This is a genomic window from Xanthomonas hyacinthi, assembly GCF_009769165.1.
Classification (GTDB): domain Bacteria; phylum Pseudomonadota; class Gammaproteobacteria; order Xanthomonadales; family Xanthomonadaceae; genus Xanthomonas_A; species Xanthomonas_A hyacinthi.
The window spans coordinates 2819479-2845987 of the sequence record NZ_CP043476.1 but is presented as its reverse complement, the minus strand read 5'-3'; the positions used below and the strand labels follow the sequence as shown (position 1 = coordinate 2845987).

Sequence of the window (26509 nt, the reverse complement as noted above, 5' to 3'; positions counted from 1 at the left end):
CAAAGCGATAGTCCTTCACAAACCAAACCAAGAAAAATAGCTTGATGTGCGTCACTTTTTACGTCTTCTTCACATCATTGTCAAGTGATCGCCCGCGTCGGGCCGCAGATCAGGGCGTGCCAAACGCCAACAGTAATGTGCATGGCACAGAGTTGATAAACGCTTCGCCAGAAGTGCCGAGGCATTTCTATCGCCTCGACACGTCGGCCACTTCGTGCCGGCCCCTCATGCCTCTCTCGGGATCAAGCGGATAGGCTTCTGGCTATTCTCATCAGCACCGCTTGGCGGGAGGGTTGGGTTTCTGCAGTACCCGCACCATTTCCGTTACCATGCCAAGTCCAACGCCTGCCACCGGCTCACCGCAATGCCCACGCCCCCGATAAAGCCGCTCGCGATCCGCGAACGCCTGTCCGAAGTCCGCTACGAAATCCGCGGCGAACTGGCGCGGCGAGCCCGGGAGCTGGAGGCGCAGGGGCGCAAGCTGATCAAGCTCAACATCGGCAATCCCGGTGCGTTCGGGTTCCGCGCGCCGGAGCACCTGCAGCGCGCGATCGCCGACGACATGGGCCGCACCGATCCCTATACCCACCAGCAGGGCCTGCCGGAGGCGCGCGAGGCGATCGCCGCGGCCTATGCGCGGCGCCAGCACCCGGACGCGCACCCGGACCGAATCTTCATCGGCAACGGCGTCAGCGAGCTGATCGACCTGTCGCTGCGCGCCCTGCTCAATCCCGGCGACGAAGTGCTGGTGCCTTCGCCCGACTACCCGCTGTGGTCGGCCGCCACCATCCTCAACGACGGCCGCCCGGTGTACTACCGCTGCGCGCCGGAGAACGGCTTCCAGCCCGACCCGGTGGAGATCGAGACGCTGGTGTCCTCGCGCACCCGCGCCATCGTGCTGATCAACCCGAACAATCCCAGCGGCGCCAGCTATTCGCGCGAGTTGCTGGAGAAGATCGTGGCGATCGCGGCCAAGCACAACCTGCTGCTGATGGTCGACGAGATCTACGACCAGGTGCTGTACGACGGCGCCGCGTTCGTGCCGGTCGCGCCGCTGGCCGGCGAGCATCCGTGCCTGACCTTCGGCGGGCTGAGCAAGGTGCACCGCGCCTGCGGCTGGCGGGTGGGCTGGGCGCTGCTGTCCGGCGCCGCCGAGCGCATCACCGAGTTCCGCAACGCCATGGATCTGCTCGGCGCGCTGCGCCTGTGCGCGAACGTGCCGGGCCAGTACGCGATCGACGCGGCGGTCAACGGCCCGGACACGATCTCGCCGCTGTGCGCGCCGGGCGGGCGCCTGTACGAGACCCGCCGCGCGGTGATCGAGGCCTGTGCCGCCAGCGAACATCTGTCGCTGGTGCAGCCGGCCGGCGCGCTGTACGCGTTTCCGGCGGTGGTCGGCGCGGCGGCGCGCAGCTTCGACGACCATGATTTCGCGCTGGAGCTGATGAACGACGAGGGCGTGCTGGTGGTGCCGGGTTCCAGCTTCAACGTGCCCTACCGCCACCATTTCCGGGTGACCCTGTTGCCGGAAGCGGCGGTAATGCGCGAGGTGTTCGCACGCATCGACCGGGTGCTGGCGCGCCGCGCCGAGGCGGCGACCAAGGTGGTGGCGCTGAAGCCGCGCAACGCGGTGGCTGGGGGGCGGTGAATCGGGAATCGGAAATGGTTAAAGCATGAGCCGTTCCTGCTATTTCCGGTCCCGGTGACGTGGCTGCCTTCGGTGCTGCGCGGATGAGTCAGGCCAGTTCCGCCCCGCTCCGGCACGCGCCGCTGCGCTATCTGGCGCTGGGCGATTCCTACACGATCGGCGAAGGCGTCGCCGACAGCGCGCGCTGGCCGCTGCAACTGGCCGCGGCGCTGCGCCACGACGGCATCGCCATCGCCGATCCGCAGATCGTCGCCAGCACCGGCTGGACCACCGACGAACTCGCCGCCGGCATCGATGCCGCCGCGCCGCAAGGCCCGTTCGCGCTGGTGACGCTGCTGATCGGGGTCAACAACCAGTACCGCGGGCGTGCGCTCGACGAGTACCGCGCGCAGTTCGCCGCGCTGCTGCAACGCGCGCTCGGCTTTGCCGACGGCCAGCCGCGGCGGGTGCTGGCGGTATCGATCCCGGACTGGGGCGTGACCGCGTTCGCGCAAGCACCCACGCACGATCCGGCGCGCATCGGCGCGCAGATCGATGCGTTCAATGCCACCGCACAGGCCTACTGCCAGGCGCATGCGGTGCGCTTCGTCGACATCACCGCGGCCAGCCGCGATGGCGGCGGCAGCGCGGCGATGCTCGCCGCCGATGGCCTGCATCCGTCCGCGGCGATGTATGCGCGCTGGAGCGGCCTGCTGTTGCCTGCGGCGCGCGATGCGTTAGCCTAGCGGAGTACGACGCCCCGCTGCCAAGGACCGACATTGCGCGACGCCAGCATCATCCAGCCCATGACCCGCCCGCAGGCCCTGGCCATCGCCCGCGCCTTCCTGCCGACGCATCCGCTCGGCAACCGCTACGACTACTACTACACCCGTACCAAGCTGCGCACCGATCCGCTCTACCCCGGCGTGCTCGCCGCGCTGCGCGGCACCGAGGCGCCGGTGCTGGACCTGGGCTGCGGCCTGGGCCTGCTCGCGCATGCGCTGCGCGCCGACGGCCAGCAGCAGCGCTACCGCGGCGTGGACATCGATGCGGCGAAGATCCGCCGCGCCATCCACATCGCCGCGCGCAACGATCTGCACGGCACCCGCTTCGACGTGGTCGACCTGCGCCAATCGTGGCCCGAGCACCGCGGCAGCGTCGCGCTCCTGGACGTGCTGCAGTACCTCGACGACGGTATGCAGGCCAGCCTGATCCGCAGCGTGGCGAAGATGCTCAGCCCCGGCGCCAAGCTGGTGATCCGCAGCAGCCTGGGCGAGGCCAGCGGCCGCGGCCGCACCAGCCGCATCGCCGACGTGCTCGCGCACCTGGCCGGCTGGATGCAGGAAGTGCCGAAGTGCTATCCCACCCGCGACAGCCTGCAAGCCCAGCTCGACACAGCTGGGCTGCGCGCCAGCTTCGCGCCGCTGTACGGCAACACCCCGTTCAACAACTGGCTGATCGTGGCCGCGCCGAACTGAGCCGGCGCGCCGCGGCTGCAGCGCCGGCACGCGCGTTCACCATCCCTCCTTCGCTTGCATTGCCGCGCGCAGCCGCGCGTGCCGCATCACGTCCATTGGAACCGCAGCATGCGGACCGCTTCGGAAAAAAAGTCCTCGGGCCTGGGGAACGGCGTGCTCGGACTGGTGTTCTCGGTAACCGGCCTGCTCGGCATCCTGGCGCTGATCGTGTTCGGCCTGAGCCAAGGCATGCAAGGCGGACGCCTGCGTCAGTGCGGCAGTGTCGCCGCCAGGCTCCGCTCCTCCATCACCCGCAACACCCCTTCCACGATCGCCAGGTTGTGCCCGTGCGCCGCGCCTTCGTGCAGCAGCACGATCGCGCCGGGCTGCAGGTCGCGCGCGATGCGCGCCACGGTCGCGCCGGGATCGCACGTCACGCCGTCGAAGCCGCGCGCGCTCCAGGCGACCCGGGTCAGGCCATGCGCGCGCAGCGACGCGGCGACGAAGGGGTTGGTCATGCCCACCACCGAGCGGTACCAGCGCGGCGCGGTGCCGGCGATGGCGACCAGCGCCTGCTGCGCCTGGCCGATCTCGCGCGCCATGCGCCGCGGGCCCAGCGCCCAGAACCAGGCCTGCGGGTGGGTATGGCTGTGGTTGCCGATGCCGTGGCCGCGGCGCAGGATCTCGCGCACCAGCTCCGGGCGCGCAGCGGCGCGGGCGCCGACCAGGAAGAAGGTGGCCCTGGCCTGGTGGCGGTCGAGCAGGTCCAGGAGCGGCGCGGTGTCGTCGGAGGGGCCGTCGTCGATGGTCAGCCACACCTGCGGCGCGGTGCCGGGCAGGCGGCTGAGCACCGGGGCGTACAGGCGCGCCCGCGGCAGGAACACCGGCAGCACCAGGGCGGCATGCGAGGCCAGCAGCGCCGGCAGCCCGATCCGCCAGCCCCAGCTCCACCAGATCGCCGCGACCAGCACCTGCGAGGCCAGCGCCAAAGGCAGCCAGCGGTAGGGATGGCGGGGGATGCGATGCAGCGTTTCCGGAACTGTCATGTCCCATGATGCCATGCGGCGTAGAATGGCCGGTCCGACTCAGCGACCGAAATCACTGCCATGTCCCTCGATCCCGCCCTGCGTTCCCGCATCGAAACGCTGCTCAGTTCCAACCGCGTCGTGCTGTTCATGAAAGGCCAGCCGAGCATGCCGCAGTGCGGTTTCTCGGCCAAGGCGGTGGGCGCGCTGAACGAGCTGGGCGTCGACTTCGCCCACGTCAACGTGCTGGCCGACCAGGACATCCGCGAAGGCATCAAGGCCTACGGCGACTGGCCGACGATCCCGCAGTTGTACGTGGACGGCGAGCTGGTCGGCGGCAGCGACATCATCCTGCAGATGGCCGGCAGCGGCGAGCTGAGCGCGCTGCTCGGGGTGCAGGCGCCGGACCGCACGCCGCCGTCGATCACCATCACCGACGCCGCCGCCGAGATGCTGCGCGGCGCGCTGGCCGATGCCCCGGACGCGACCCTGGCGCTGGCGATCGACGCGCAGTTCCAGCCGAATTTCCAGCTGGCGCCGACCGACCCCAACGCCATCGCCGCCGAGTCCAACGGCCTGCGCGTGCAGTTCGACCTGGCCAGCGCGCGCCGCGCCGAGGGCATCACCATCGACTGGGTCGACGATCTGCGCGGCCGCGGCCTGGCGATCGACAACCCGAACGCGCCCAAGCCGGTGCCGGACCTCGGCGTGCGCGACGCCGACGACCAGGTGCGCGCCGGTGGCCTGATCCTGGTGGACGTGCGCCCGCCGGAAGAGCGTGCGATCGCGTCGGTGAACGTGCCGTTCCGCACCCTGGACGGTGACCAGCGCGCGCAGCTGGAAGCGTTGCCGAAGGACACCGCGCTGGCGTTCCTGTGCCACCACGGCGGGCGCAGCGCGCAGGCCGCCGAACAGTTCCGTGCGCTCGGCTTCAGCCGCGTGCACAACGTGGCCGGCGGCATCGATGCCTGGGCCGACGACGTGGACAGCAGCGTGGCGAAATACTGAGCCGGCGGCGCACGACCCCGGCCAGCGCTTCACCCGCCACGAGCTCGATGCCACGCAGCGGCGTGCGCTGCTGCAGGTCATCGGCGACGATGCGTCAGTGCGCAAGCGCCTGCCTGCCGCGGCGCTGAAGCGGCGGGCGGCGCACCTGGCCGCCCCGCCCGCCGGCGAGGAACCGGCGCTGACCGTGATCGGCGACGCCAGGCGCCCGGATCACGCCGTGGCCCTGGTCACCGCCAGCGTCTACGACCCTGCGCCGGCGGCGAACGCGGACGCGGCCTCGCCCAAGCTGAGCACCCTGCTGGCGGTGCTGCAACGCAGCGACAGCGGTTGGCGCATGCGCAAGGCCTTCGCCGACTACGGCTGCGACGATTGCGAAGGACGCAAGAACACCTATGCGCTGCTGCAGTTCGCCGACATCGATGCCGACGGCACGGCCGATTTCCTGTTACCGCGCAGCGGCTACGAGACCGACGGATTCTGGCTGCTGCACCTGGCCGATGGCCAATGGCGCAGCGACGATCTGGTCGGCGGCTGCTGAGCGGCTCCCGCAAAAACGGCTGGCCGCGCACTGTAGGAGCGGCTTCAGCCGCGACAGGGTCTACGGATAGACCCTGTCGCGGCTGAAGCCGCTCCTACAAGAGCGCTGCGCCGTCGGGTCCAACCCCGCTCACCACTCAACCGGCAAAATCGCCCTCGTCCATAAAGCGCTGCTCTTCCGGCGTGGTCTCCCGCCCCAGTGCCGCATTGCGATGCGGGAAGCGGCCGAAGCGCTGGATGATGTCCTCGTGCTGCGTGGCCCACTGCAGGCTGTCGGCATCGCCGAGCGCACTGAGCAGCTCCACCGCCTCGCGCTGCAGGGCCGGATCCTCGGCGTGCTGGTACGGCAGGTAGAAGAACATGCGCAGTTCCGGCTCCACCTGCTGGTCGTGGCCGGCCGCCAGCGCCCGGTGCGCGTAGCGCCGGGCCAGGCCATCGGTGGCGTAGGCGTGCGCGCTGCCGCGGAAGGCGTTGCGCGGCACCTGGTCGAGCAACAGCAGCAGGGCCAAGGCGCCCTCGGCGCTGTGCATCCACGCTGCGTACTCGTCGCGCGCCGCGGCGTGATGCGCGTCCAGGAAATGCTGGCGCACGTTCGCATCGAACGATTCGTTGGCGGCGAACCAGCGCTCGCGGCCGGCGCTGCGCCAGAACTCCACGACATCGCGGGGCAGGGTCTCGGTCATTGCACTTCCATCGGTCGGCAATCGGCCTCTATACCCGATCCGGCGTCGGCATACGGTATGCGGTGCGGCGGCGCCGGCGCGCACCTGCCGCCGCCCGCACTTGGCAAGCGCGCCGGCTCGGGCTAGCGTGCGCAGGCGGCGCCAACGCTGCAGCCAACATCCGGGGAAAATCCGATGCGTCATCTGTTGCTCGCCTGCCTGGGCGTGGCGCTGTGCGGCCCTGCCGCGGCGGCCTCGCGCTTCGTCGAAGATCCTTACCCCAGCACCTATCGGGCGCTGGCGTCCACGCCGGTGCTGATCGAGCACGCCACCGTGCTCACCGGCACCGGCGAGCGCCTGGACGATGCCGACGTGCTGCTGCAGGACGGCCGCGTGCAGGCGGTGGGCCGCGCGCTCGCCGCCCCGGCCAACGTCACCCGCATCGACGGCCACGGCAAGTGGGTCACGCCCGGCATCATCGACGTGCACTCGCACCTGGGCGTGTACGCCAGCCCCGGCGTCAGCGCGCACAGCGACGGCAACGAGATGACCGCACCGGTGACGCCCAATGTCTGGGCCGAGCATTCGATCTGGCCGCAGGATCCGGGCTTCGGCACCGCGCTGGCCGGCGGCGTCACCTCGCTGCAGGTGCTGCCCGGATCGGCCAACCTGGTCGGCGGCCGCGGCGTGACCCTGAAGAACGTGCCGGCCACCACCTACCAGGCGATGAAGTTCCCCGGCGCGCCGTGGGGCCTGAAGATGGCCTGCGGCGAGAACCCCAAGCGCGTGTACGGCGAGAAGGGCGGCCCGGCCACGCGCATGGGCAACGTCGCCGGCTACCGCGCCGCGTTCATCGATGCCAGCGAATACCTGCGCAAGAACGCGCCGAAGAAGAAGGCGCCGGAAAAGCGCCACTGGTGGAGCCGCGGCGCCGGCGACAAGGACAGCTCCGGCGACAGCGGCGGCAAACGCGACCTGAAGCTGGACACGCTGGCCGGCGCGATCAACGGCGACATCCGCGTGCACATCCACTGCTACCGCGCCGACGAGATGACCACCATGCTCGACCTGGCCAAGGAATTCGGCTTCAAGGTCGCCGCCTTCCACCATGGCGTGGAGGCCTACAAGATCGCCGACCGGCTGGCCCAGGACAACGTCTGCGGCGCGCTGTGGGCGGACTGGTGGGGCTTCAAGATGGAGGCCTTCGACGGCATCCAGGAGAATATCGCGCTGGTCGACCGCCCGGCCAACGGCTGCGCCATCGTGCATTCGGATTCGGAGGAAGGCATCCAGCGGCTCAACCAGGAAGCGGCCAAGGCGATGGCCGCCGGGCGCCGCGCCGGCATCGCCATCGCGCCGGAGCGCGCGATCCGCTGGCTGACCAGCAACCCGGCCAAGGCGCTGGGCATCGAGCAGCAGACCGGCTCGCTGGAGCCGGGCAAGATGGCCGACGTGGTGGTGTGGAACGGCAGCCCGTTCAGTTCCTACGCGCTGGCCGAGAAGGTCTACATCGACGGCGCGCAGGTCTACGACCGCGCCGATCGCCGCCTGCAACCCACATCCGACTTCATGCTCGGCCAGGAGGCTGCCCCATGAGCCGCTCCGCTCCGCAGCCGCGCCGCCAGCTGGCGCAGCGCCTGGCGCAATGCCTGGCGCTGGCCGCCGGCCTGGCCCTGGGCAACGCGCCCGCCTGCGCCCAGGACGTGCTGATCCGCGGCGCCACCGTGCATACCGTGAGCGCCCGCGGCACGCTGCGCAACGCCGACGTGCTGGTTCAGGGCGGCACCATCCGCGCGGTCGGCAGCGGCTTGTCGGCGCCGGCCGGGGTCGCGGTGATCGAGGCCAAGGGCCGCCCGCTGACCCCGGCGCTGTTCGGCGGCATCACCGAGATCGGCATCGAGGAAGTGTCCGGCGAGTCCTCCACCGTGGACAGCGCCGTGACCTTGCCGCGCGACCAGCCGATGCGCCCGGAATTCGACGTGACCCTGGCCTACAACCCCGACTCGGTGCTGATCCCGGTCGCGCGCGTGGAGGGCATCGGCTTCACCGCGCTCGGCGCCAACAGCGGCGGCGCCTTCATCGCCGGCCAGGGCGCGGTGATGCGCCTGGACGGCAGCGCCGACCCGATCGGCCCGCGCGCGCTGTACGTGCGCCTGGGCAGCGACGCGCTGGAACTGAGCGGCAAGTCGCGCGCCGCGCAGTGGATGCTGCTCGACCAGCTGGTGGCCGAGGCGCGCGGGCGCCTGCCGGTGGATTCGCCGCATGCGCTGCTGACCCCGGCCGGGCGCGCCGTGCTGGCCAGGTACCTGGCCGGCCAGGGCCGCATCGTGGTGGCGGTGAACCGCGCCGCCGACATCCGCCAGTTGCTGCGCTGGGCGCAACGCGAGAAGCTGCGCATCGCCATCGCCGGCGGCGGCGAGGCGTGGAAGCTGGCGCCGGAGCTGGCCAGGGCGCAGGTGCCGGTGTTCGTCAACGCGCTGGACGACCTGCCCGCCAGCTTCGACCAGATCGGCGCCACCCTGGAGAACGCCGCGCGCCTGCACGCGGCCGGCGTCGCGATGAGCTTCACCCAGGGCGGCGACGGCTCGCACAACGCGCGCAAGCAGCGCCAGCTGGCCGGTAACGCCGTGGCCCACGGCCTACCCTGGGACGACGGCCTCGCCGGCCTGACCCGAGTGCCGGCCGAAGCGCTGGGCGTGGGCGACAAGCTGGGCAGCATCGCCCCCGGCAAACTCGCCGACCTGGTGCTGTGGGAAGGCGATCCGCTGGACGTGGCGCACTACGCCGAGCAGGTCTGGCTGGGCGGCCGCGCGATGCCGATGCGCTCGCGCCAGACCGAGCTGCGCGACCGCTACATGAAGCAGGCCGGCGCGCTGCCGCGGGCGTACACGCAGTAGCGCGTGGGCCAACACCAAGATCGCCGTTCGATGATGTTGCCGCCAGAAGCTCATACCGACATAGGTGTCATGGAAGATCTCATTGCCGAATTGAAGGGACGAAAGGCAAATGGAACCCTCTGTGCGGACGATCCGCTGGTTGGCGGCTGCGCTGCTCCTCTTCGTCAAAGTGAAATCGAATCGGCGGAGGCGATACTGGGATTCAAGATCCCCGTTTTACTGCGACGCATCTATGCCGAGGTCGCAAATGGCGGCTTCGGTTATGCGTATGGACTTCTGGGGTTGCGTGGCGGCCCGCGAAACGAGGATGGATTGGATTCAGTAGGGCTCTACCAAACGTTCCGTGAGCTCGATCCTGAAAATCCTGCATGGCATTGGCCTCACGGACTGCTCCCCATCGGACATCTGGGCTGCGCAATGTTTCATTTCCCCAGCGCACGCGGTTGTCAAATGCCGAAGCCACGAACGCGGCTGGCTACTGAACTGGTAGTTGAACTCCAGCACGTCACTCGCCATGCCCGTTGATGCCCGCTGCGACATCGCCTGGATGAGCTGGCGGGTTTCATCCATGGGATCCATCGATACCGCCCCGGCAAAAGCACGACGGTCCTGCAACGCCACACCCGTCGCAGTGACCGTCGCCGTCGACGCGCGCTCCGTGGCCGCCAAGCCTCGCGTGCGAATCCCAGGCGCTGGCGGAGGTCGTGAGAACAGGCACTTCGTTGTCGTTAGCCTGAGCAACAATGAGCGCACCGTTGTCGATATCCAGCGCCAGCGCGAGGAGATTAGCCATCCCAATGCGACTGACCCGCTGGCGTACTACGCGCGCCTTGAGCCCAAGCCGCGTTGCGGGCGATGACAAGGTCGACTTCTGTGATCTGCACGCTATCGCCATGCGCGTGCAGCAACTGCGACTAGTCAGCTGCGAGCCCGTGGAACTGGTCCAGCATCACCAGTCCACGCAACACAAGGTTCTCCTGCGCTTCGCCGCCGCCGATGTCCGCAACAACGGACAACGTCACTGTCCTTCCAGCCCTGCACAGCGTACCCAAGGCCGCGGTCATTCAGGAGAGCTGCATACCTCGACCTCTTCCGGAAACACCTCGCACAGCAGAATTGATGCAGCCCTCATATCGTCGTCAGCTTCCATGAGCCTCACGACAACACCGCTTAAGAAGTTGCTGATTGCGGCGATTATCATCCCCTGATGATGCGCATAATGTCTTCTGAGGATACCTATGCCCGCACTGGCACCAAAGTTGACTGACTCATAAAAACCGTGGCTGCAGTAAGCCCCCAGCCTTCGCAGCTCGCGCATATTTCGTACGGCCGCTTCAATCTCAAACCCAACGGCCAGGATGCTGGCGTAGGACGCAATGGAATCTACGGGCGGACCTGCTTCACCAAGGGCAATCGATCGCTCTCCATGCGGGCCGTAGCTGGGCTCCAGGCTGTCGCCATAGCCACATTCCGCGCGCCCCCAAACATCGCCGACGCCATTAGCTTGGTGGGCACGAATAGCGTTCCTGCATGAAATTTCCAGGAGACTACCTGCAGGAGCACCGAAGAATATCTCGGGCATAAGATGTTCAAATAGGGATCCAGACCAAGACAGAAGGCAAGGCGGCCCTCCCACCTTGGCGCGACCAAGCCGAAGCCATGCTGCCGAGTCAAAATCGCCTCTCCCAACACCGAGAAGCACCGCCAGCCGCGACTCTGACGCCAGAAGATCGTACAGCGCCCCGCTTGCCTCATGCGATCCATCCAGGAGCGAAACTTTCAAAAGTCCCGATCCTACATCGCAGAAGTCTGAAAGATCGCACTCCAGCAACCCGTTCACCAGCCTGATGGCCTCGTCCTTCTCGGACTCGTAGGACGCGGCACTCCCGGCATTCACATATTCTAGAATTACCGAGGAAAGATCACGGACAACTTCATTTTCTGAAGAAAGGATCAGACGCTCCGCTGCGCGGACGTATTGCACGGAGTCAATATCAGGATCGGTAGCCATTCTCGCAAAAATGGAACCTATTGTGCGCAGGCAGGCCGCGTCATCACCCTGAAAATCATCAACCAGCGCATTACTGAGAAGCGCGCCAGCCCTTGCGATCAGGATCTGCCCACCCTCACCCATAGCCTTGTTAAGCCAGGCACGGATCACTGTGAGCGACGCGATGAAGTTTGCACAATCTACGCTGGAAACATTCTGTGCGATGGCCTGGCCCGTACTGGCATCGTACCAGTTCAAGAGGTGCCCGCGCCGGCGTTCCAGACGATTGGATGACCTCAGTATGCCAAGCACCAGGCCTAAAGCGCTCTTCCGACTAATGAAGCCAAGACCCTCCGCGGAGACCACCGATACCAGGCTCATCCCAATGTTGGTTGGCGAAGTCCTGAGGTCAATATGCCCATCACCGATACTATCCGCGATCAAGCTCATGGGAGATCTTCTGAGCATGTCCCTGACGCATCGCCACGTTGTCCATGCAATGGCCGTCAGCTCGGCGTCTGGAGCACATGATTCCGTGCGCCTCAGCCCCATAATGAATAAACGCAGCGGAGTAATGATCCAGATAGTGGCAACGCATATCGCTGCCCACATATTCCCTTGCAGCCAGATGCAAAGAAGGACCGCAGCAATTGAACCGCCCCCGTTTGCGGCGATCAGCGCTAACGGAGGGTCTCGATGTGTACGCACCTGCTCCTGGCGGAAGGTACGCCACTCAAGAAGCAGTTGACGGCTCCACAGGAACCGGTAGGCCCCGGTGAGAATTCCCCAAAAGATCGAAATGGCCCTTCCCGGGAGAGTCCCGAATCTCAGAATTCCCAGCTGAACATCGTTGGTAATTCCGATCCAGCCAAAATCGTGGGAGAAGCCACGACCGAGATAGGCCATTTTGAAGAGTCGCCTCAACGTACGGAATACGATCCCGCCAAAAGCAACGCCCATGGCCACACAAAACAGCAGCCCGCCTTCGGCCACTGCGCAAAGCGTGACGGACAGAAAGAAGAGTGCAACATCAGCAATATGGTTGGATAGAGATCCAAGCAATTTGAACTTCGAGACGAAATCAAGCTGCCCGGCCGGACGTTTGCGCATCAGCATCCAAAGAACGCTCTGCATGTCACCGCGGGCCCAGCGGGATTGCCGCGCGACTTCATCAGCGTAGGTACGGGGTGGGCGGTCTCAAGAATCAAGTGCAACACGTGATTTGAAGGCGAGGATTTCCTTCTCCATGGCCGCTGCCGGCGTGGCCCAGCCTAATGTCTGGCGAGGACGCCCATTCATCAGCTTGGCGACGTGATTGAGGTACTCCTGGCTCGCTTGCGACAAGTCCACGCCCTTGGGCAGGAACTGGCGCAGCAGGCCATTGGTGTTCTCGTTGCTGCCCCGCTGCCACGGCGCATACGGATCGGCGAACCACACGTCGATGTTCAACCGTCGCATCAGCTCCTCGTAACAGGTCAGTTCCGTTCCGCGGTCGTAGGTCAGGCTCTCGCGCAGGAAGGCCGGCAGCTTCTTCATCTGGCGAGTGAAGCCTTCCAGCGCGGCGTCCGCGGTGCAGCCATCCATCCTGCACAGCACCACGAAGCGTGTCTTGCGCTCGACCAGCGTGCCCACGCAGGACCGGTTGAACGCGCCCTTGATCAGGTCGCCCTCCCAATGCCCCGGCAGCAGGCGCTGTTCCACCGCTTCGGGCCGATGCACGATGCGCAGCTCCTCCGGTACCCAGGTGCGCGCCGCTGCTGTGGTGCGCCTGCGGCCTCGCGTGGGCTTGCTCTGGCGCAATGCATCGACCAGGGCCTGCTTCAGGCCGCCGCGCGGATGCGCGTAGATGGCCGCGTAGATCGTCTCGTGACTGACCCGCTGGCTGGCGTCGTCTGGATGCATGTCCCGCAGTGTGGCCGCGATCTGCTGCGGCGACCAGCGATCGAACACAAGACGGTCGTGGACGAACTCGAACAGCACCGCGCCCGCGATCAGCCTGCGTGCTCGTACGCTGCGCGATCGCCGCGATCGATACACCAGGGCTGCCGCATGCGCCGAGTACACGCCGCTGTCCAGACGCCGGATCTCGCGGCTCAGCGTCGATGCGCTACGCCCCAGGCGGCGACCGATCCCACGAAGACTCGTTCCCCGATCGCGTTCGACCTGAAGCACCGCGCGTTCCTCACTACTCAGATGACTGTACTGTCTTCCCATCGCAACACCCTACGCTCTGTGAGGTGTTGCACTTGGAAGTTGAGTCTGCCGTGCAGCCTCAAAGAGTTCGATATCGGAGGCGGTGTCGCCCCTGAGCAGGCATCCCTCAATCAAATCGTGGCTGAGTACCTCGTCATCACCGAGATACTTCCGAAGGATCACTGAAGCGCACTGGACACTATAAATACCCTTGCCAAGATAGCATCCTGACCCAATCAGGTCGTGGTAGAAATTTGGCGCTGAAGACTGGTATGCCTTGAGGCCGCCTCCGAACGCAGAGATTTTCTGATAGGGCGTCAGACCTTTTGTGAACGCGAAGGTGGTCATCGTCGGCTGGATGACGGCATTTCCCCATTCCACACGACTTCCATCCGCAGCCAGACGTGGTCGATTCAGTGGATGATGAATCGTCGAGATCAGCTTCCCGACGCATCCCCATGGCAGCTCGGTATCCTCATCAACCGTAACCACATAGACGACACCGCGCAGCCATTCGTCCTTTGAATAGACCGTGGCGAACTGCGTACCCCCTCCCTCGTGGAGATATGTACTAAGATCCTTCAGCTTCCCGAGCTTCCGCCCTCGGCCCATCCATCTACCTTCCTGTACACTCCATACGCGCGCACGGTGCAGAAGCGCGAATCCCCCGGTGCTCCACCCATGCTTTGCATTCATGCTTCCCAGGGTGCGGATGAGAGACCCGAGAAGGTTCTGATCATCGGTACTAACCTCCTGCTCCGAGTCGGCCCAGTCCGTCAGCAGGGCATAGCTGACGTGATCAAGTCTGTTGCGAAGGCGGTGCATCAAGATCTGCTCGCACAGCCGATCGACATCGCACAGCGCGCTGAGCAGGCATGGGATAACCACCAGCGTCTTAGCCTCCGGATCCATGCCCGGTTCAAAATTCAGCCTGGGCGTCCGATGTGGCTTTCTAACCAGTAGGGAAAAATGTTTTACGACTCCAAAGACACACGGACCGGCCGAGAATACCAAGAGGATTGAAATTGCCAATCCTGACGCGATGCCGCCCGTGGCGGATGATGCCACTTCCCATGACGCAATAAAGAGCGCCGCTACAAGCACAGCGCCTAGTCCGATGAATCCCGATGCAATCTGCTCTTTTGACCAGCCTGAAGATGATTCTCCAAAGAAGCGCAGTAGCTCCGACTTCCCGGGACCGATGAGATAGAAGCCAACGTGAGTGCGCTCCGGCTGATGGTTGCCGGAATCTGCCGAAGCAAACCTGACTGCAACCTCTGCAACCTCCCGTTCGCTGACACGGGCTTTCAAGCCTATAGCCGCGACCGCTTGCCGGTATGAATCCTTTACCAAAGGATCCATTCGCCCGTAGATGTGACTTGGGTCAGCATCCAGCACCCGTTCAATGGAAGAGATCCTTGGTACAACCCTGATCCACTCGGTGTTCTGAATCTCGGCAAGCAACCTGTGAAGGGATGCAATAGCAGCTGCGGCCTCTCCTTTCCGCTCCAGATATCTCCGACAGAGCTCATTGATCGCGGCGATCGTAAGCGCATTTGGAAGAGCCCAGATGTCGTAGGTCGAGAAATTCAGCTCTTGCGCCCCCTCGCTCAAATGGCTAATGAGCCCGTCGAGCGAGATTGGCCCGATGGTCTGCCTGACAAAGTCGTGCGAGAACGACACGATGCCCGGCTCACGCCCGGATCCGAGAGTGAGTACGTTAGGGCGTTCGCGCCTCAAATCCTGGCGCATCGAATCCAGGCGTGCCTGGACAATATGATTTCCTGCAACCACTTGACGGCCTTCCTCATCGGCCCCGCCATCCTTCGCGGAACTGTAGACACGCCGGTAGAGATTGCGAGCCTGCGCATGGGATGGGCCGAAGCGATAGCTCATCGTCGAAGCGTTCCCGCCAGCACCGTCTGCTGCACCTTCTTCGCGGCCAGCACCTGCCTCACGAACCGCGGCAGCTCGATCATCTCGACGGGTTGAGCTACTGCAGCCCTCTAGCACTAACATCACCTCAGTGGAACAGAAAACGGCTATATTTCCAGACGATCTTCGAAGCAGATCCGACGTGCAGAGAAGTCCAGGAATATGTTTTGGCTCTCCAGCAGGGCCGCACCGACATTGTAGTCAGCGCCATACTCTGATCCCTTCGCGCGTCTTATGGGTGCCGCCTTCTGTCCATTTACCGTGATCTGGCCTGCCTCGGGCACCGGCGCGCGGGCCTCACGGTCCTCATATTCTATGACCAGACTGGGATTGCCCGTATCTATGTCTGACAGAACCGGCCTTCCTTCGATTTCGACGCTGGCCACGAGAAATGAGTTGGTAGCTACCGCGTTTGACGCGACCATGAATTTTGAGTCACAGGACGAAGAGGCATCCATCTCGACCCTGTCTTTGGTCACCCTGAACGGTCTCATGTTTCGCATCACATTCAGGCCAATGACGTTCGGCATCTCTGGATCATCGCTCAGCAGAACCGTCATGTCCCTCGCCTCAAATGAGCCGAATCGCAAGCTCTTCAGGGCAACTAGGCGAGCGGCCACCTTCCGCCCCTGGAGATAGATGTTCAAGTTTATGTTTCCTGCGGCCGACTGCCCTGCGTCCAGGAAAAGCCGTTTCGCCAGCCTTCCACCGATGAGGGTCTGTGCTCCCGTGTCAAATATAAAATCTGCCAGCTCGCCATTTGCGTAGGCCTCAATTGTGAAGGGCCCATTAGGCGTTCCGTCTGAGGATGTCCCCTCATCAAGATATGGAACACGCTTGACAACCTCGCCCTCGTGCCCATACAAAAACGAGGGGGAGCCAGCGTCAACTTCCGGAAGAGTGACGGCTCCGGGAAGCGTCACGCGGGCGTCCGCCGCGAACTTGCCAGGGTACAGCTGATACGCCTGATCCCGGGCAAACTGCTCGACCGCAACCAGCGCGTGACGCATCAGGTCGATCCATCCGGCTGTGTCTCCGGCAAGCAGCCTGTTCCCTGCGAGCACCGAGCGGCACTTTGCTTCGCTTGCGTAGTACTGACGGATGTCCATTTGCGCCAAGTCAGAGCACCTTTCAGCATGGAGGTCTGAATCGGCCAGTCGGAACTCCAGCCTGGCCTTGTAGGCGGAAATGAGCTCACGCCTCACTGGGTCGCCAGCGGATGCGAGCAACGTGTCGAGCGTCTTCAGATCGCCCCTGCCCATCGCGCGGTCTTCCTCGCCTGCGGGTGGCGTCAGGGTGATGACACCCTCCTGGGCGGCTGCGCCTGAAGCGAGCACACAGCACGCCCATAGCATGGGCAATTTCAGGCACCGCAACCGGTCCATCATAAGAGTTCCAGTCGGGGCACCCAGGAATCGAGCGGGCAGCACTCGATCAGAATCCTATGTTAAAAATCGAACCAAATAGCGAATATCCGCTGCCTGAGTTGTAACTTGACGTGATGGCATAGCCCCAGCCACTTCCTTGACCTGCAAAGTTCAAACTCCATACATTGTTGGTATCTAGGCTGCCGGTCAGCTTTCCGGAGTCAAATTGATGCTCGAATCTACCCGTGACTCCATCCGGTGTAACACTGACGCTCTGGCTTCCAAATTTCGCGGTTGCGCTGCCTGTCAGGGCTCCAGAGGTGTTGAATCCCATTGCGAAGTCAAGATCGCCAATGCCCCCGGAGAGCATCGCTCCGATACCGTTGGGATCGTATTTCACCGTGGTCCTCAGAGGAGAATTCTGAACGTAAATCTCCGCCTGATCCGTCTGGGCGCTCGCCCCATAGGTCCATTGGTCGTTCTTTACGGTCACGTTGGAACCGATCGGATTGCCGTATTCATCACGCCTGATACCGGCTGTAACCTCACTCATGGTGCTTCTCCTTGCGTTGGTAAATTTGGTCTCGCCCGTCGTAGAACTTTCAGGAAGGTGGCCTCAGATGTCTGCCACCCGCGCTTACTGCCTTCAGACTGACACGAGAGCCGTCGCCCCTTTCAATGTCGCGTGTGCGCCTGATGCGCCACACTGGACCGTGATTCTTCGGTGCCCGCAATAGCAGGGCATGGTAGATCTCCAGCAGCCCGGACCTGCCAAGGCGCCGACTGCTGACTAAGTCCACTATCACCATTGGGCCATCCTCGCTCCAGTCACTTTCTGACAGTTCCAGCCCCCTCCCCTCAGAAATACGTCCCATCAAATAGGGATGAACAGTGGCCCAGACAAAGAAAGCGATTTCGCCGTGATGTGGTAACTTCAAAAATCCGATCTGACCATGCCTTACCGCGGGCCAGATGACGCGATTCACGTAGTCGAATGAGCGATCCTGGATTCCGCGATCCGCGAGAATGCTGACGGCGAAGCCCACACTTCTTAAATAGTTAGCCCTCCCTCTCGGAAATCTGATCACGCAGCAGTTGCCGTCTCGGCCAGCATCGAGTGCCTTCGGACGATTGCTTGCGTGATGCTCGGAAAACGGCGCGATGACCGCTCAACCTGCTCAAACCTTGTCCCAGCAATCGAGTCGCGCATTACCTGGTACACGATGCTTTCCCGCCCGGCACACAATGTGACATCCGGCGTCGTTCGAGGAGCCAGTGCCGTCTGGCCTTCCAAGACCAGTTGCGCAACGACTGGACCAACCGGGCTACCGCTATCGAGCGCTGCCTCCAGTCTCGAGTTCATTTCATCCGCATCAAGGCCTGGCACGTAGGCGGAGCGACGGGCAGCATCAAGTAACAGTCCCCGCACAGCCAACTCGGGGCTCGTACCACTGTCCGTGTATGAATTAAGGTAAGCGGCGCCGATCTCCAGCAGACTCGATCCGAATTTCTGACCGAGCTGATGCTTGCCCAAACTCTCTGGAGCAGCTATTCCACACATCACCCGGACGGCCTGCTCCGGGATGGTCGCCTCGACAGCATCTTCCTCGCCAGGCTTCCACGCACCGAACTTCTTTCCGGAACGCGCTGCGTCAAGCAGACCATTTCCCACAATCCGCAGATGCTCCATCAGCGGCGGCTTGGCGCCATCCAAGAAGCCGGCCTCGAATCCCAGAAGGCAGCAGGCCTCTCTGGCGAGAGTTCCCATATATTCTTGCCTGAACTTGTCTACAAGGCCGGAAAAAGTTTCCTGTCCTGCTATCAATCCTGTTGAGTGCAGTTCGGCGGAATGACATATATTTCCCAGACCATGAAGGAGATACTCATGCTCATTCCAAAACCCTAGAAGGAAAGCGGGACCGCATGAATAGTGCTCACTGTGTGAGGCCGAGGCAAAATCGATCCAGGCGCCGTCGATACATGCGTTTGAGGAAGATAGAGCGCCATGATTTATGCGTCTCATCTTCGCGCAAGCAAGCTGTTTGGCGTGGCGCAACGCGGATTTCTCCAGGGCTTCGAGCAGGCGCATGGCCACCGCTGGATCCGCGCTTTCGACATCCCCGCCGGCCAGGCGATCGATCCCCTCCTTCGTACGCAGAGAGTCGTGAAGCATGGGCCCCTTCCACTGCGGCTTGAAATGAGTGGCGCGCTCAAGCTGGGCAAGCCGAGCCCTGGATTCCCTTACTACAAGATAGCGACGGAAGCCTGCACCCCTCCTCGGGCAATAATCGATTCCCGTGTCAATGACAGCAAGGACCCGGGCAGAGCCATAGGGAAGAACAGATTCAGCCAGTTGTGACCAAACGTATTCTCTCAAGGCCTCCACTCCGCCCATGGCCCCAGTCCTGTAGGCCGAGGGGGTATCCCGTCCGAGGAGCGGGTTCAGACCAATTCCCTTGACCTGGAACTCGCCGCTTAACCCACATCGAACGCCGCCACCGTTATTGAATATCCCCAGACCGCCATAGCGCTCCGCGAAAAATACTTTTCTGCGGCCTCCCTTTTTTTTCCTATCGACGACAAACGCGAAGTCCCGTAGCAGCTGCTGGTCGTCTGGACCAGCCGCCTCATCCCGAAGGAATATGCGGGCATCCTCCAGCGCAACCATTTCGAAAGGAACGTGCAAGCCGCACATAAGCACTCCAGACAGGCGATGTTCCAGCTTGCGCGGACCGACATGGAGCTTTGCCAGATCGGCGCAGCCAAAAATCTGCCGCGTGGTTTTCAAACACCCCTAGCTGGGTAGCCAGTGCTAGTTGACCAGCATCATCGCGACCAGCTCGTCAGGGCTTCAGGCCGGATTGGCCACTGGCTACCGTTTAGATGGCATCAGTGCCGATCCGGAAGCGCAGCTTTTGATCCTCAAAAGTTGCGATACCGCCAGCGCCGGTCGTAATACTCCCTATGTCCCCACCAAGATCGTCGTAGATGCTTATCTTGAACGACCAATCCTGCGGCAGCGCACTCGGCTTCTCGACATCCAGCGCAATGAATTGGGACGACGGAATCTTCGTGCTGTTCTGAATATTTATGACCTGGTTATAGGGAATATTGACGAAATCTGCACTGTGCTCAATGCCTATTGCCGGGTCCAGAGACTCGATCCGGATACTGACACCGCCGAGTGTTTGTGAGGTTCCCGGGATCTTTCGTGCGACGTCGGCCTGATAGGAAGGCCCCGGTGTTTCGCTGGCCAGCGCGCTGGTGCCGGCACCAAGCATTACCGCCGGCATCACCGAGGCTGCTCCAACAAGCATTTTCCGCCTGGAAATCGAAACGTTTGACATGTCTAATTCTCCTTTCTGTCCCTAGAATGGTGGCATGAACCCGAGCTACACCACATTTACCGCGCTCATCATCAGCAGGAAGCCGATTGGCTAGAGCAAGAGATTCCGCATCAGCACTGCGCCAACCATTTAGTTCAGCTGAAAGTAGTTCAAGCTGGAAGTGAACATATTCAGCAGACAATCACGGTAAAGATTTATGTGCTTCTTTTTTAGCGCTGCGTCGCTGGTCCGACAAGAGGACTTCGTCACAGTTTGGCGATTGACCCCATGTTCAACGGGCTCGTTCGAACCCTAGATGCTGGAGCCTTGGCGCTCTAATTGGCCCAGCACGACGCGATGCTTCATGGCGCTCCTGTTACACTTCGTCTTGGACTCTGAGTCCACCTATGCCGGAAATCTTCCGCCACGCGCACTCCATTTCATCAATCGGGGTCGAGGCTTATGAAGCTGAAAGCGCTAGCTATCCTCTTGCTTTGCTCAGCATTTACCACCGGCTGCGCAATGTTTGATCCACTGCCTGTTTACCCGCCCGGGACGGGCTTCGTGGAGAGTTGCTCTTCTGAATTTTCCGGCGACCGCGGGTGCGACGAAGCGGCGTCAAAGCAATGTGCAAGTGAGCCCGTTCGGCGCGGGCAGTATAGCCAGCAGGACGCTGCGGGGCGTGAGGTCTTTACAATCCGGTATTACTGTCCCTGACCGTAAGATCCCAATGGGGTTCTGACCTCCCGCTGCAGCATCGGAATGGTCAGATGTTTGGCGTGGCCGATCCGCCGGTCGACAGCAACCACTGCATCAGCCCAAAATACCATCCCACATACTTCACCTAGCAATTGCCAGGCCAGCACCGGCTCGCGGCACAGCGCAACGCATCCGCAAGGAGACGACATGGACAGTTCGCGCAGGATCAGCCTGATACTTTCTCTCACGGCTATTGCTTGTTTCCTGCTCGCCGGCTGCGCATATCTTCAGGCGGCCGCTTCCTACACGCTATCGTTCTCCTTCTGCACGGCTCCTGGCACGGCCAATATGGCGACCCTGAGGTGCCGCATGCCGTTGCTCTATGGCGGTGCATTCTGGGCGCTGTTGGCCGGAGGCACCGTGCTCTCAGTTGTCGCCATGGTTCGCGGAAGGCGTCGCCTTGCTGCCATTCGCTGACCGTCCATTCACGTCGCGTCACGCGCCGATGCGCGCAGCCACGACAGCCTACTTCTGCAACGCGCAGCTGATCGCGATATAGGCCGCTTGGCGACGCCATGGCCCATATGCCGCCGGGCAGGCTGCACATGCATGTCCAGCCAACATGCGCTACACACCATGGGGTCACCGCGGACATTGCTCGCTCAATGCGCGTCGATGGTCGCGCCGACCTTGGCCCAGCCGTTGCCGCGCACCACCTCGAAGCCGGCCTCGACCACATGCAGGTACAGCGCGTTGCTGTAGCGGCCGTCCTTGCTGCGGTTGGCCTGCAGCCAGTTCAGGAACGGCTTGACGTCGACGTTGAGGTTGCCGCTGGTGGGCAGGTTGGCCTGGCCGGCGGTGCCGTGCGGAATGAACGTGTAGACGTAGTAACCGGCGGCGCTGTTGTTGCCTTCCCACAGATCGAAGGTATAGCCGCCGGCAGTGATCACGTTGCTGGCGCTGAGCGTGCCGATCGGCCCGGAATTGTGTCCGCCCCAGATCATCACTTCCAGCTGCGGCACGCCCTTGCTGGTATCGCGGCGGAAGAACAGGTCGTAGGCGAAATCGCCGCCCAGGTTGCTGCCGCCGGCGCTGTAGGTGAACTTGACCGGGATCGTGCTCAGCGACGACACCTGGCGCGGGAACAAGGTATCGCTGGTCGGGTTCCAGTCGTAGTGCCAGCCGCGCACGATCGCCGGATACCCGTACAGACTGGAATTGGCGAAATTGAAGGTCACCGTCAGCTCCGGCGTACTGCCGTTGCCGAATGTGCCCTGGATGACGTTGTTGGGATCGTTGAAATTATTGACCCACGCATAGTGGTTGCCGAAGATCTTGTAAGGCCCGGCCAGCGCCATCGGCGCGGCGGCCAGGCACGACACGGCGAACAACGCCTGCAGCAGGCGCCTGCGCAACGGCACCCGATGCGCGGCGGCGCGCAGCTGCGCGGTTCGGCGATCGGAGCGGTTTGGACGTCATGCATTACGGTTCTCCCTGGAAGTCGGCAAGCACGGCAGCGCACGTGCTGCCGCGGCGGACGCTAGCAAGACCCTCGTCGCGCGAGCTATGCAAAGAAGGCGTACCGGCATGCGCTGGGGCAATAGCGGCGTGCGATCGATCCCTGCAGCGTGCGCGCGTTCGCAGTTCCCACAGGCCATCGAGATGGGCGGCGAGGCATTGTCTACCGCAGCGTCCAGCATGCCGGTCGCGCTACGCGCAAGATCGCGCCATGCGCCGCAGTGCAGCACGCTGCGCCGCATGCATAGCGACAGGCGAGTAAGCTGGCGCATGTCCGAACGGAGTCCGCTCATGCGCTTGCGCTGGTATTTCGATTTCGTCTCGCCGTTTTCCTATCTGCACTGGCAAAAGCTCAAGGCGCTGCCCGAGTTCGCGCGGATCGAACCGGTGCCGATCGTATTCGGCGCGGTGTTGCAGCACTTGCACACCCGCGGACCGGCGGAAATCCCGCACAAACGCAGCTTCACCTATCAATTCGTGCAATGGCAGGCGCAGCACGAGGGCGTACCGCTGCGCTTTCCGCCGGCGCATCCGTTCAATCCGCTGGCGGCGCTGCGGTTGTGCATCGCCGCCGGCACCACGCCGCAGGCGATCGACGCGATCTTCGACTGGTTATGGCGCGATGGCCATGCCGGCGACGACGCGGCGTCACTGGCACCGCTGGCGCAGGCTTTGGGCATCGACGATGCGGCCGCCGCCGTCAGCGATCCGCAGGTCAAGGCGCAGCTGCGCGGCAATACCGAACAGGCCATCGCCGCAGGCGTGTTCGGCGTACCCACGCTGCAGATCGGCGAGGCCTTGCTGTGGGGCAACGACGCGCACCCGCTGATGCAGGCGGTGCTGGCCGATCCGCACCTGCTGCAGCGCGGCGAGATGGCGCGGCTGGCGGCGCTGCCGGTCGCCGTGCAGCGCGGCGGCTGAGCCAGCCGCGACGTTCCCGGGCGTCTGCGCTAACCTAGCCGGCATTGACGAAGCGCAACGCCGGAGGGGGCCAGATGCGTATCGGGATCGTGGTGGATTCTGCGTGCGACTTGCCGCAGGACTACATCGCAGGCAACAACATCGTGTTGCTGCCGATCAGCGTGCGCATCGGCGAGGCGCTGCTGGCCGACCACCGCGACGAGGAAGCCACGCTCAGCTTCCTGCACGCGCACGTGGCCGCGCACGGCGCCGAAGCGGAGACCATTCCGTTCAGCGTGGCGCAGATCCGCGAACTGTTCCTGAGCCGGCTGGTGATCGACTACGACCACGTGTTCTGCATGACCATCACCAAGACCCGCAGCCCGATCCACCAGCATGCGCTGCAGGCCAGCTTCGCCATCCTCAACGACTACAAGCCGATCCGGCAGGCCGCCGGGCACGCCTCGCCGTTCGCGCTGCGGGTGATCGACACCCAGAACCTGTTCGCCGCGCAGGCGGTGACCGCAGTGGAGGCGGTGCGGCTGCGCGCGGCCGGGGCCAGCGTGCAGGCGATCCGCGAACGGCTGGAGGCACTGGCCGGCAACGTGCACGGCTACATGATCACCCGCGACCTGTACTACATGCGTGCCCGCGCGCGCAGCAAGGGCGACCGCAGCGTCGGCCTGCTCAGCGCCGCGCTCGGCACCGCGCTGGACATCAAGCCGGTGCTGCACGGCTATCGCGGCGAAACCGCGCCGGTGGCCAAGATCAAGGGCTTCGACGCCGCGGTGCAGAAACTGTTCGAGTTCGTCGGCAAGCGCGTGGCCGCCGGACTGATGACACCGATCCTGTGCCTGAGCTACGGCGGCGAGCTGAGCGAACTGCGCGCCCTGCCCGGCTACACCGCGTTGCGCCAGGTCTGCGAAGCGCACGCAGTGGAAGTGCTGGAAAGCGTGATGAGCCTGACCGGCATGGTCAACGTCGGCAAGGGCGCACTCACTTTGGGCTTCGCCGATGTGCCGCATACGTTCGCCTAGACGTTGCGGATCGCAGGCACCCTCCACCTCTTGTAGGAGCGGCTTCAGCCGCGACATGCGTTACCGGGAAAACCCGGTCGCGGCTGAAGCCGCTCCTACAGGGATCGCGGTGTAGACAGCCCACTCACGACGCCGCCTGCTAGGCTGCGCCGCACCGCTCCACAGAGGAACCGCCATGGCCGTGACCTATTCGATCAGCCTGCCCGACCCCGCCCGCGCACGCGGCAGCGAACCCACGCTCAGCTTCAGCGCCAACGGCGCCGACGCCTTCGCCGAGCAGCTGCAGCAGGCCTTGAGCAGCCCCGCCTGGTTCGAGCGCTGGCGGGCGCTGCAGCCGGAGCCGGACGAGGTGGATCCGTCGCTGAGCATCGTCGATCCGGCAGCCGCGGTCAGCGGCAGGCAGGACGATCTGCGCATCGACCTGGTCGCCACCACCAGCATTCCCGGCGACATCCTCAGGCAGCGCATGCGCCTGCTCGCCGGCAGCGGCTGGGAACTGCGCAACGTGCGTTGAACCGCCACGCCGCCGCGCTTCGCGCACGGCGGCGTGTGCTACCTAGCGCCCGGCGCGCTCCCGGCCGCAGCGCCCGGCGCGCGCCGCGGCCAGCGCCATTTCAGGTTCACCGCCAGCGTGCCGAGCACGATCAACGCCAGGCCCAGCCATTGCACCGGCACCAGCCGATGGCCATACAGCAGGTAGTCCAGCAGCAGCGTGACCAGCGGATACACGAACGCCAGGATCGCGATCGTCGCCACCTGCAGATACCGGTAGGAAGAATAGAACAGCACGTAGACGATGCCGCTGTGGATCACCCCCAGCCCGGCCAGCCACAGCCAGTGCATGCCCGGATGCAGTGCGCTGCCGCTGGAAAATCCAACCAGCAGTAAGGTCCCCACCCAGCACTGCACCGTCACCACCGCCAGCGGCCGCTCGCGGCTGATGCGCCGCGACATCAGCAGCGACGCGCCGCAGAGCACTGCAGCCAGCAAGGTCAGCGCGATGCCGAGCAGATAGCCGCGATCGGCCGTATGCCAGAGCCGCGCCGGATCCGCCGAGCAGGCCACACCGACGAAGGCCAGCAGCGTCCAGCCCAGGTCGCTGCGGCGCGTGCGCTCGCCTTGCAGCAATGCCGCCAGGATCAGCATCACGAACGGAAACACGTGGTAGACCATCGTCGCCACGCCGATCGAGGAGCGCGCCATGCCGGCGAACAGCGCCACCCAGTTCAACACCAGCAGCACGCCGCTGATCGCAGCGTCGCGCAGCAACCGGCGCTCGCGCCACAGCCCGCGTAGCTGACCGCCGAGCAGCCCGCACACGGTGAGGAACAATGCGCCGAACAGGCAGCGGTAGAACACCGCGGTCACCGGGTCCTGGCCGCTCTCGTGCACGAACACGCCGACCGAGCCGATCAGCACCTCGGCCAGCAACAACTGCCACAGCGCGCGCCGCGCGGCGCCGACGGGAACGGCGACGGCCGCGCTCACAAGGCGATCGTCCCGTGCAAGTACTGCACTGCGCTGCCGCGGACATAGACGTGCTGCGCCTCGACCCGGCACCCAAGCTCGCCGCCGCGCGCCGAGGCCTGCAACGCAGTCAGCTGCGCCTTGCCCAGCGCCTGCGCCCACAACGGCGCCAGCGCGGCGTGGATGGAGCCGGTTACCGGATCCTCCGCACCGCCATTGGCCGGCCAGAAATAGCGCGACACGAAATCGTGGCCGCTGCCGGGCGCGGTGACCGCGACATCGCGCGGCGCCAACGCCAGCATCCGCGCCAGATCCGGCACCACCGCGCGCACCTGGCGTTCGTTCGCGTACACCGCGATATACGCCTGCTGGTTGGCATACACCGCCTGCGGCGCGATCGACAAGGCGTCATGCAAGGCCGGCGGCACCGACGCCAACAAGGCCGGCGCCTGATTCGGAAAGCGCATCTCGAAGCTGCCGTCGGCGAGCCGCTCCACACCGAGTTCGCCGACCGCGGCCGCGCGCAAGCGCAGCGGGAACGGCGCCAGCTGTTGGCTGGCGATCACGAACGCGCTGGCCAGCGTCGCGTGGCCGCAGAAGCCGACCTCCTTCAGCGGCGAGAACCAGCGGATCGCGAACACGCCATCGGCGTCGCGTACGAAGAACGCGGTCTCCGACAGGTTGTTCTCGCTGGCGATGGCCTGCATCAGCGGCTCCGGCAGCCAGGCCTGCAGCGGCACCACCGCGGCCGGATTGCCCTTGAAGCGGACCGTGGTGAAGGCATCGACGACGAACACGGCAAGCGGCATGGCCGGCCTCGCAAGGAATGAAGGAAACGCCGACGCGGTGGCCGGCACAGGACCA

25 protein-coding genes are annotated in these 26509 nt (G+C 64.3%); 13 read left to right on the top strand and 12 right to left on the bottom strand.

The window, feature by feature from the left end; all coding sequences use genetic code 11:
- Window positions 1-364 precede the first annotated feature (364 nt).
- The 3 genes from FZ025_RS12560 (at window position 365) to FZ025_RS12550 (ending at window position 3105) form a co-directional block, all read left to right on the top strand.
- Entirely contained in the window at window positions 365-1648 is a 1284-nt protein-coding gene (locus FZ025_RS12560; protein ID WP_046978422.1) for a pyridoxal phosphate-dependent aminotransferase, read from the top strand.
- A gap of 83 nt (window positions 1649-1731) precedes the next feature.
- Window positions 1732-2373 (top strand): SGNH/GDSL hydrolase family protein, encoded by a 642-nt coding sequence (locus tag FZ025_RS12555; protein ID WP_046978427.1) that lies wholly within the window; start codon window positions 1732-1734, stop codon window positions 2371-2373.
- Between the two features lie 60 nt (window positions 2374-2433).
- Window positions 2434-3105, top strand: a complete 672-nt coding sequence (locus tag FZ025_RS12550) for a methyltransferase domain-containing protein (protein ID WP_046978426.1) — start codon at window positions 2434-2436, stop codon at window positions 3103-3105.
- 248 nt (window positions 3106-3353) lie between these two features.
- Here the strand turns inward: FZ025_RS12550 and FZ025_RS12545 are convergent, their stop codons facing one another.
- On the bottom strand, window positions 3354-4145 hold the full coding sequence (locus tag FZ025_RS12545; RefSeq protein WP_208803640.1) for a polysaccharide deacetylase family protein: 792 nt from the start codon (window positions 4143-4145) through the stop codon (window positions 3354-3356).
- Between the two features lie 45 nt (window positions 4146-4190).
- Here FZ025_RS12545 and grxD point away from each other — a divergent pair, with 45 nt between their 5' ends.
- Window positions 4191-5117: a Grx4 family monothiol glutaredoxin gene (grxD, locus tag FZ025_RS12540; RefSeq protein WP_046978420.1), complete on the top strand. Its 927-nt coding sequence runs from the start codon at window positions 4191-4193 to the stop codon at window positions 5115-5117.
- On the top strand, window positions 5074-5655 hold the full coding sequence (locus FZ025_RS12535) for a hypothetical protein (protein ID WP_244292373.1): 582 nt from the start codon (window positions 5074-5076) through the stop codon (window positions 5653-5655). The genes grxD and FZ025_RS12535 overlap by 44 nt, the downstream gene beginning before the upstream one ends.
- A 136-nt stretch (window positions 5656-5791) precedes the next feature.
- On the opposite strand, the gene FZ025_RS12530 is transcribed toward FZ025_RS12535, so the two are convergent.
- Entirely contained in the window at window positions 5792-6337 is a 546-nt protein-coding gene (locus FZ025_RS12530) for a DUF924 family protein (protein ID WP_046981748.1), read from the bottom strand.
- Between the two features lie 174 nt (window positions 6338-6511).
- Between FZ025_RS12530 and FZ025_RS12525 the strand changes: the two genes are divergently transcribed.
- The 4 genes from FZ025_RS12525 (at window position 6512) to FZ025_RS22030 (ending at window position 10072) form a co-directional block, all read left to right on the top strand.
- On the top strand, window positions 6512-7912 hold the full coding sequence (locus FZ025_RS12525) for an amidohydrolase (protein WP_046981749.1): 1401 nt from the start codon (window positions 6512-6514) through the stop codon (window positions 7910-7912).
- On the top strand, window positions 7909-9213 hold the full coding sequence (locus FZ025_RS12520; RefSeq protein ID WP_046981750.1) for an amidohydrolase family protein: 1305 nt from the start codon (window positions 7909-7911) through the stop codon (window positions 9211-9213). The genes FZ025_RS12525 and FZ025_RS12520 overlap by 4 nt, the downstream gene beginning before the upstream one ends.
- Before the next feature lie 69 nt (window positions 9214-9282).
- Window positions 9283-9738, top strand: coding sequence for an SMI1/KNR4 family protein (locus FZ025_RS12515; RefSeq protein ID WP_146093641.1), 456 nt, complete (start codon window positions 9283-9285; stop codon window positions 9736-9738).
- Window positions 9728-10072 (top strand): hypothetical protein, encoded by a 345-nt coding sequence (locus FZ025_RS22030; RefSeq protein WP_158255570.1) that lies wholly within the window; start codon window positions 9728-9730, stop codon window positions 10070-10072. Before FZ025_RS12515 ends, FZ025_RS22030 begins: the two co-directional genes overlap by 11 nt.
- A 201-nt stretch (window positions 10073-10273) precedes the next feature.
- On the opposite strand, the gene FZ025_RS12510 is transcribed toward FZ025_RS22030, so the two are convergent.
- From FZ025_RS12510 to FZ025_RS12480, 7 genes are all read right to left on the bottom strand, one after another.
- The gene (locus FZ025_RS12510; RefSeq protein WP_208803638.1) at window positions 10274-12319 is read right to left on the bottom strand and encodes a glucoamylase family protein; all 2046 of its coding nucleotides are present in this window, start codon (window positions 12317-12319) and stop codon (window positions 10274-10276) included.
- Between the two features lie 81 nt (window positions 12320-12400).
- A complete protein-coding gene (locus FZ025_RS12505; RefSeq protein WP_158185509.1) occupies window positions 12401-13417 on the bottom strand; it encodes an IS30 family transposase in 1017 nt (338 codons plus the stop codon).
- Between the two features lie 9 nt (window positions 13418-13426).
- Window positions 13427-15292, bottom strand: coding sequence for a hypothetical protein (locus FZ025_RS12500; RefSeq protein WP_146093589.1), 1866 nt, complete (start codon window positions 15290-15292; stop codon window positions 13427-13429).
- Window positions 15293-15438: 146 nt separating this feature from the next.
- On the bottom strand, window positions 15439-16716 hold the full coding sequence (locus FZ025_RS12495) for a retropepsin-like aspartic protease (RefSeq protein ID WP_208803636.1): 1278 nt from the start codon (window positions 16714-16716) through the stop codon (window positions 15439-15441).
- A gap of 49 nt (window positions 16717-16765) precedes the next feature.
- Window positions 16766-17251, bottom strand: a complete 486-nt coding sequence (locus FZ025_RS12490; protein WP_146093590.1) for a hypothetical protein — start codon at window positions 17249-17251, stop codon at window positions 16766-16768.
- 531 nt (window positions 17252-17782) lie between these two features.
- The gene (locus tag FZ025_RS12485; protein ID WP_146093591.1) at window positions 17783-19486 is read right to left on the bottom strand and encodes a hypothetical protein; all 1704 of its coding nucleotides are present in this window, start codon (window positions 19484-19486) and stop codon (window positions 17783-17785) included.
- A 91-nt stretch (window positions 19487-19577) separates the two neighbouring features.
- Entirely contained in the window at window positions 19578-20045 is a 468-nt protein-coding gene (locus FZ025_RS12480; protein ID WP_046981304.1) for a hypothetical protein, read from the bottom strand.
- Between the two features lie 885 nt (window positions 20046-20930).
- Here FZ025_RS12480 and FZ025_RS12475 point away from each other — a divergent pair.
- On the top strand, window positions 20931-21200 hold the full coding sequence (locus FZ025_RS12475; RefSeq protein WP_046981303.1) for a hypothetical protein: 270 nt from the start codon (window positions 20931-20933) through the stop codon (window positions 21198-21200).
- A gap of 185 nt (window positions 21201-21385) precedes the next feature.
- Here the strand turns inward: FZ025_RS12475 and FZ025_RS12470 are convergent, their stop codons facing one another.
- The gene (locus tag FZ025_RS12470; protein WP_046981302.1) at window positions 21386-22144 is read right to left on the bottom strand and encodes a GH12 family glycosyl hydrolase domain-containing protein; all 759 of its coding nucleotides are present in this window, start codon (window positions 22142-22144) and stop codon (window positions 21386-21388) included.
- A 388-nt stretch (window positions 22145-22532) separates the two neighbouring features.
- On the opposite strand from FZ025_RS12470, the gene FZ025_RS12465 reads away from it, so the two are divergent.
- The 3 genes from FZ025_RS12465 (at window position 22533) to FZ025_RS12455 (ending at window position 24692) form a co-directional block, all read left to right on the top strand.
- Window positions 22533-23162 carry a 2-hydroxychromene-2-carboxylate isomerase gene (locus FZ025_RS12465; protein WP_046981301.1) on the top strand — a complete coding sequence of 210 codons (630 nt, stop codon included), beginning with the start codon at window positions 22533-22535 and terminating at the stop codon, window positions 23160-23162.
- Between the two features lie 74 nt (window positions 23163-23236).
- Window positions 23237-24178, top strand: a complete 942-nt coding sequence (locus tag FZ025_RS12460; protein ID WP_046981300.1) for a DegV family protein — start codon at window positions 23237-23239, stop codon at window positions 24176-24178.
- Between the two features lie 175 nt (window positions 24179-24353).
- On the top strand, window positions 24354-24692 hold the full coding sequence (locus tag FZ025_RS12455) for a hypothetical protein (protein ID WP_104558790.1): 339 nt from the start codon (window positions 24354-24356) through the stop codon (window positions 24690-24692).
- 38 nt (window positions 24693-24730) lie between these two features.
- Here the strand turns inward: FZ025_RS12455 and FZ025_RS12450 are convergent, their stop codons facing one another.
- The gene (locus FZ025_RS12450) at window positions 24731-25666 is read right to left on the bottom strand and encodes a DMT family transporter (protein ID WP_046981298.1); all 936 of its coding nucleotides are present in this window, start codon (window positions 25664-25666) and stop codon (window positions 24731-24733) included.
- Window positions 25663-26454, bottom strand: a complete 792-nt coding sequence (locus tag FZ025_RS12445) for a PhzF family phenazine biosynthesis protein (protein ID WP_046981297.1) — start codon at window positions 26452-26454, stop codon at window positions 25663-25665. The genes FZ025_RS12450 and FZ025_RS12445 overlap by 4 nt, the downstream gene beginning before the upstream one ends.
- Between the last annotated feature and the right edge of the window lie 55 nt (window positions 26455-26509).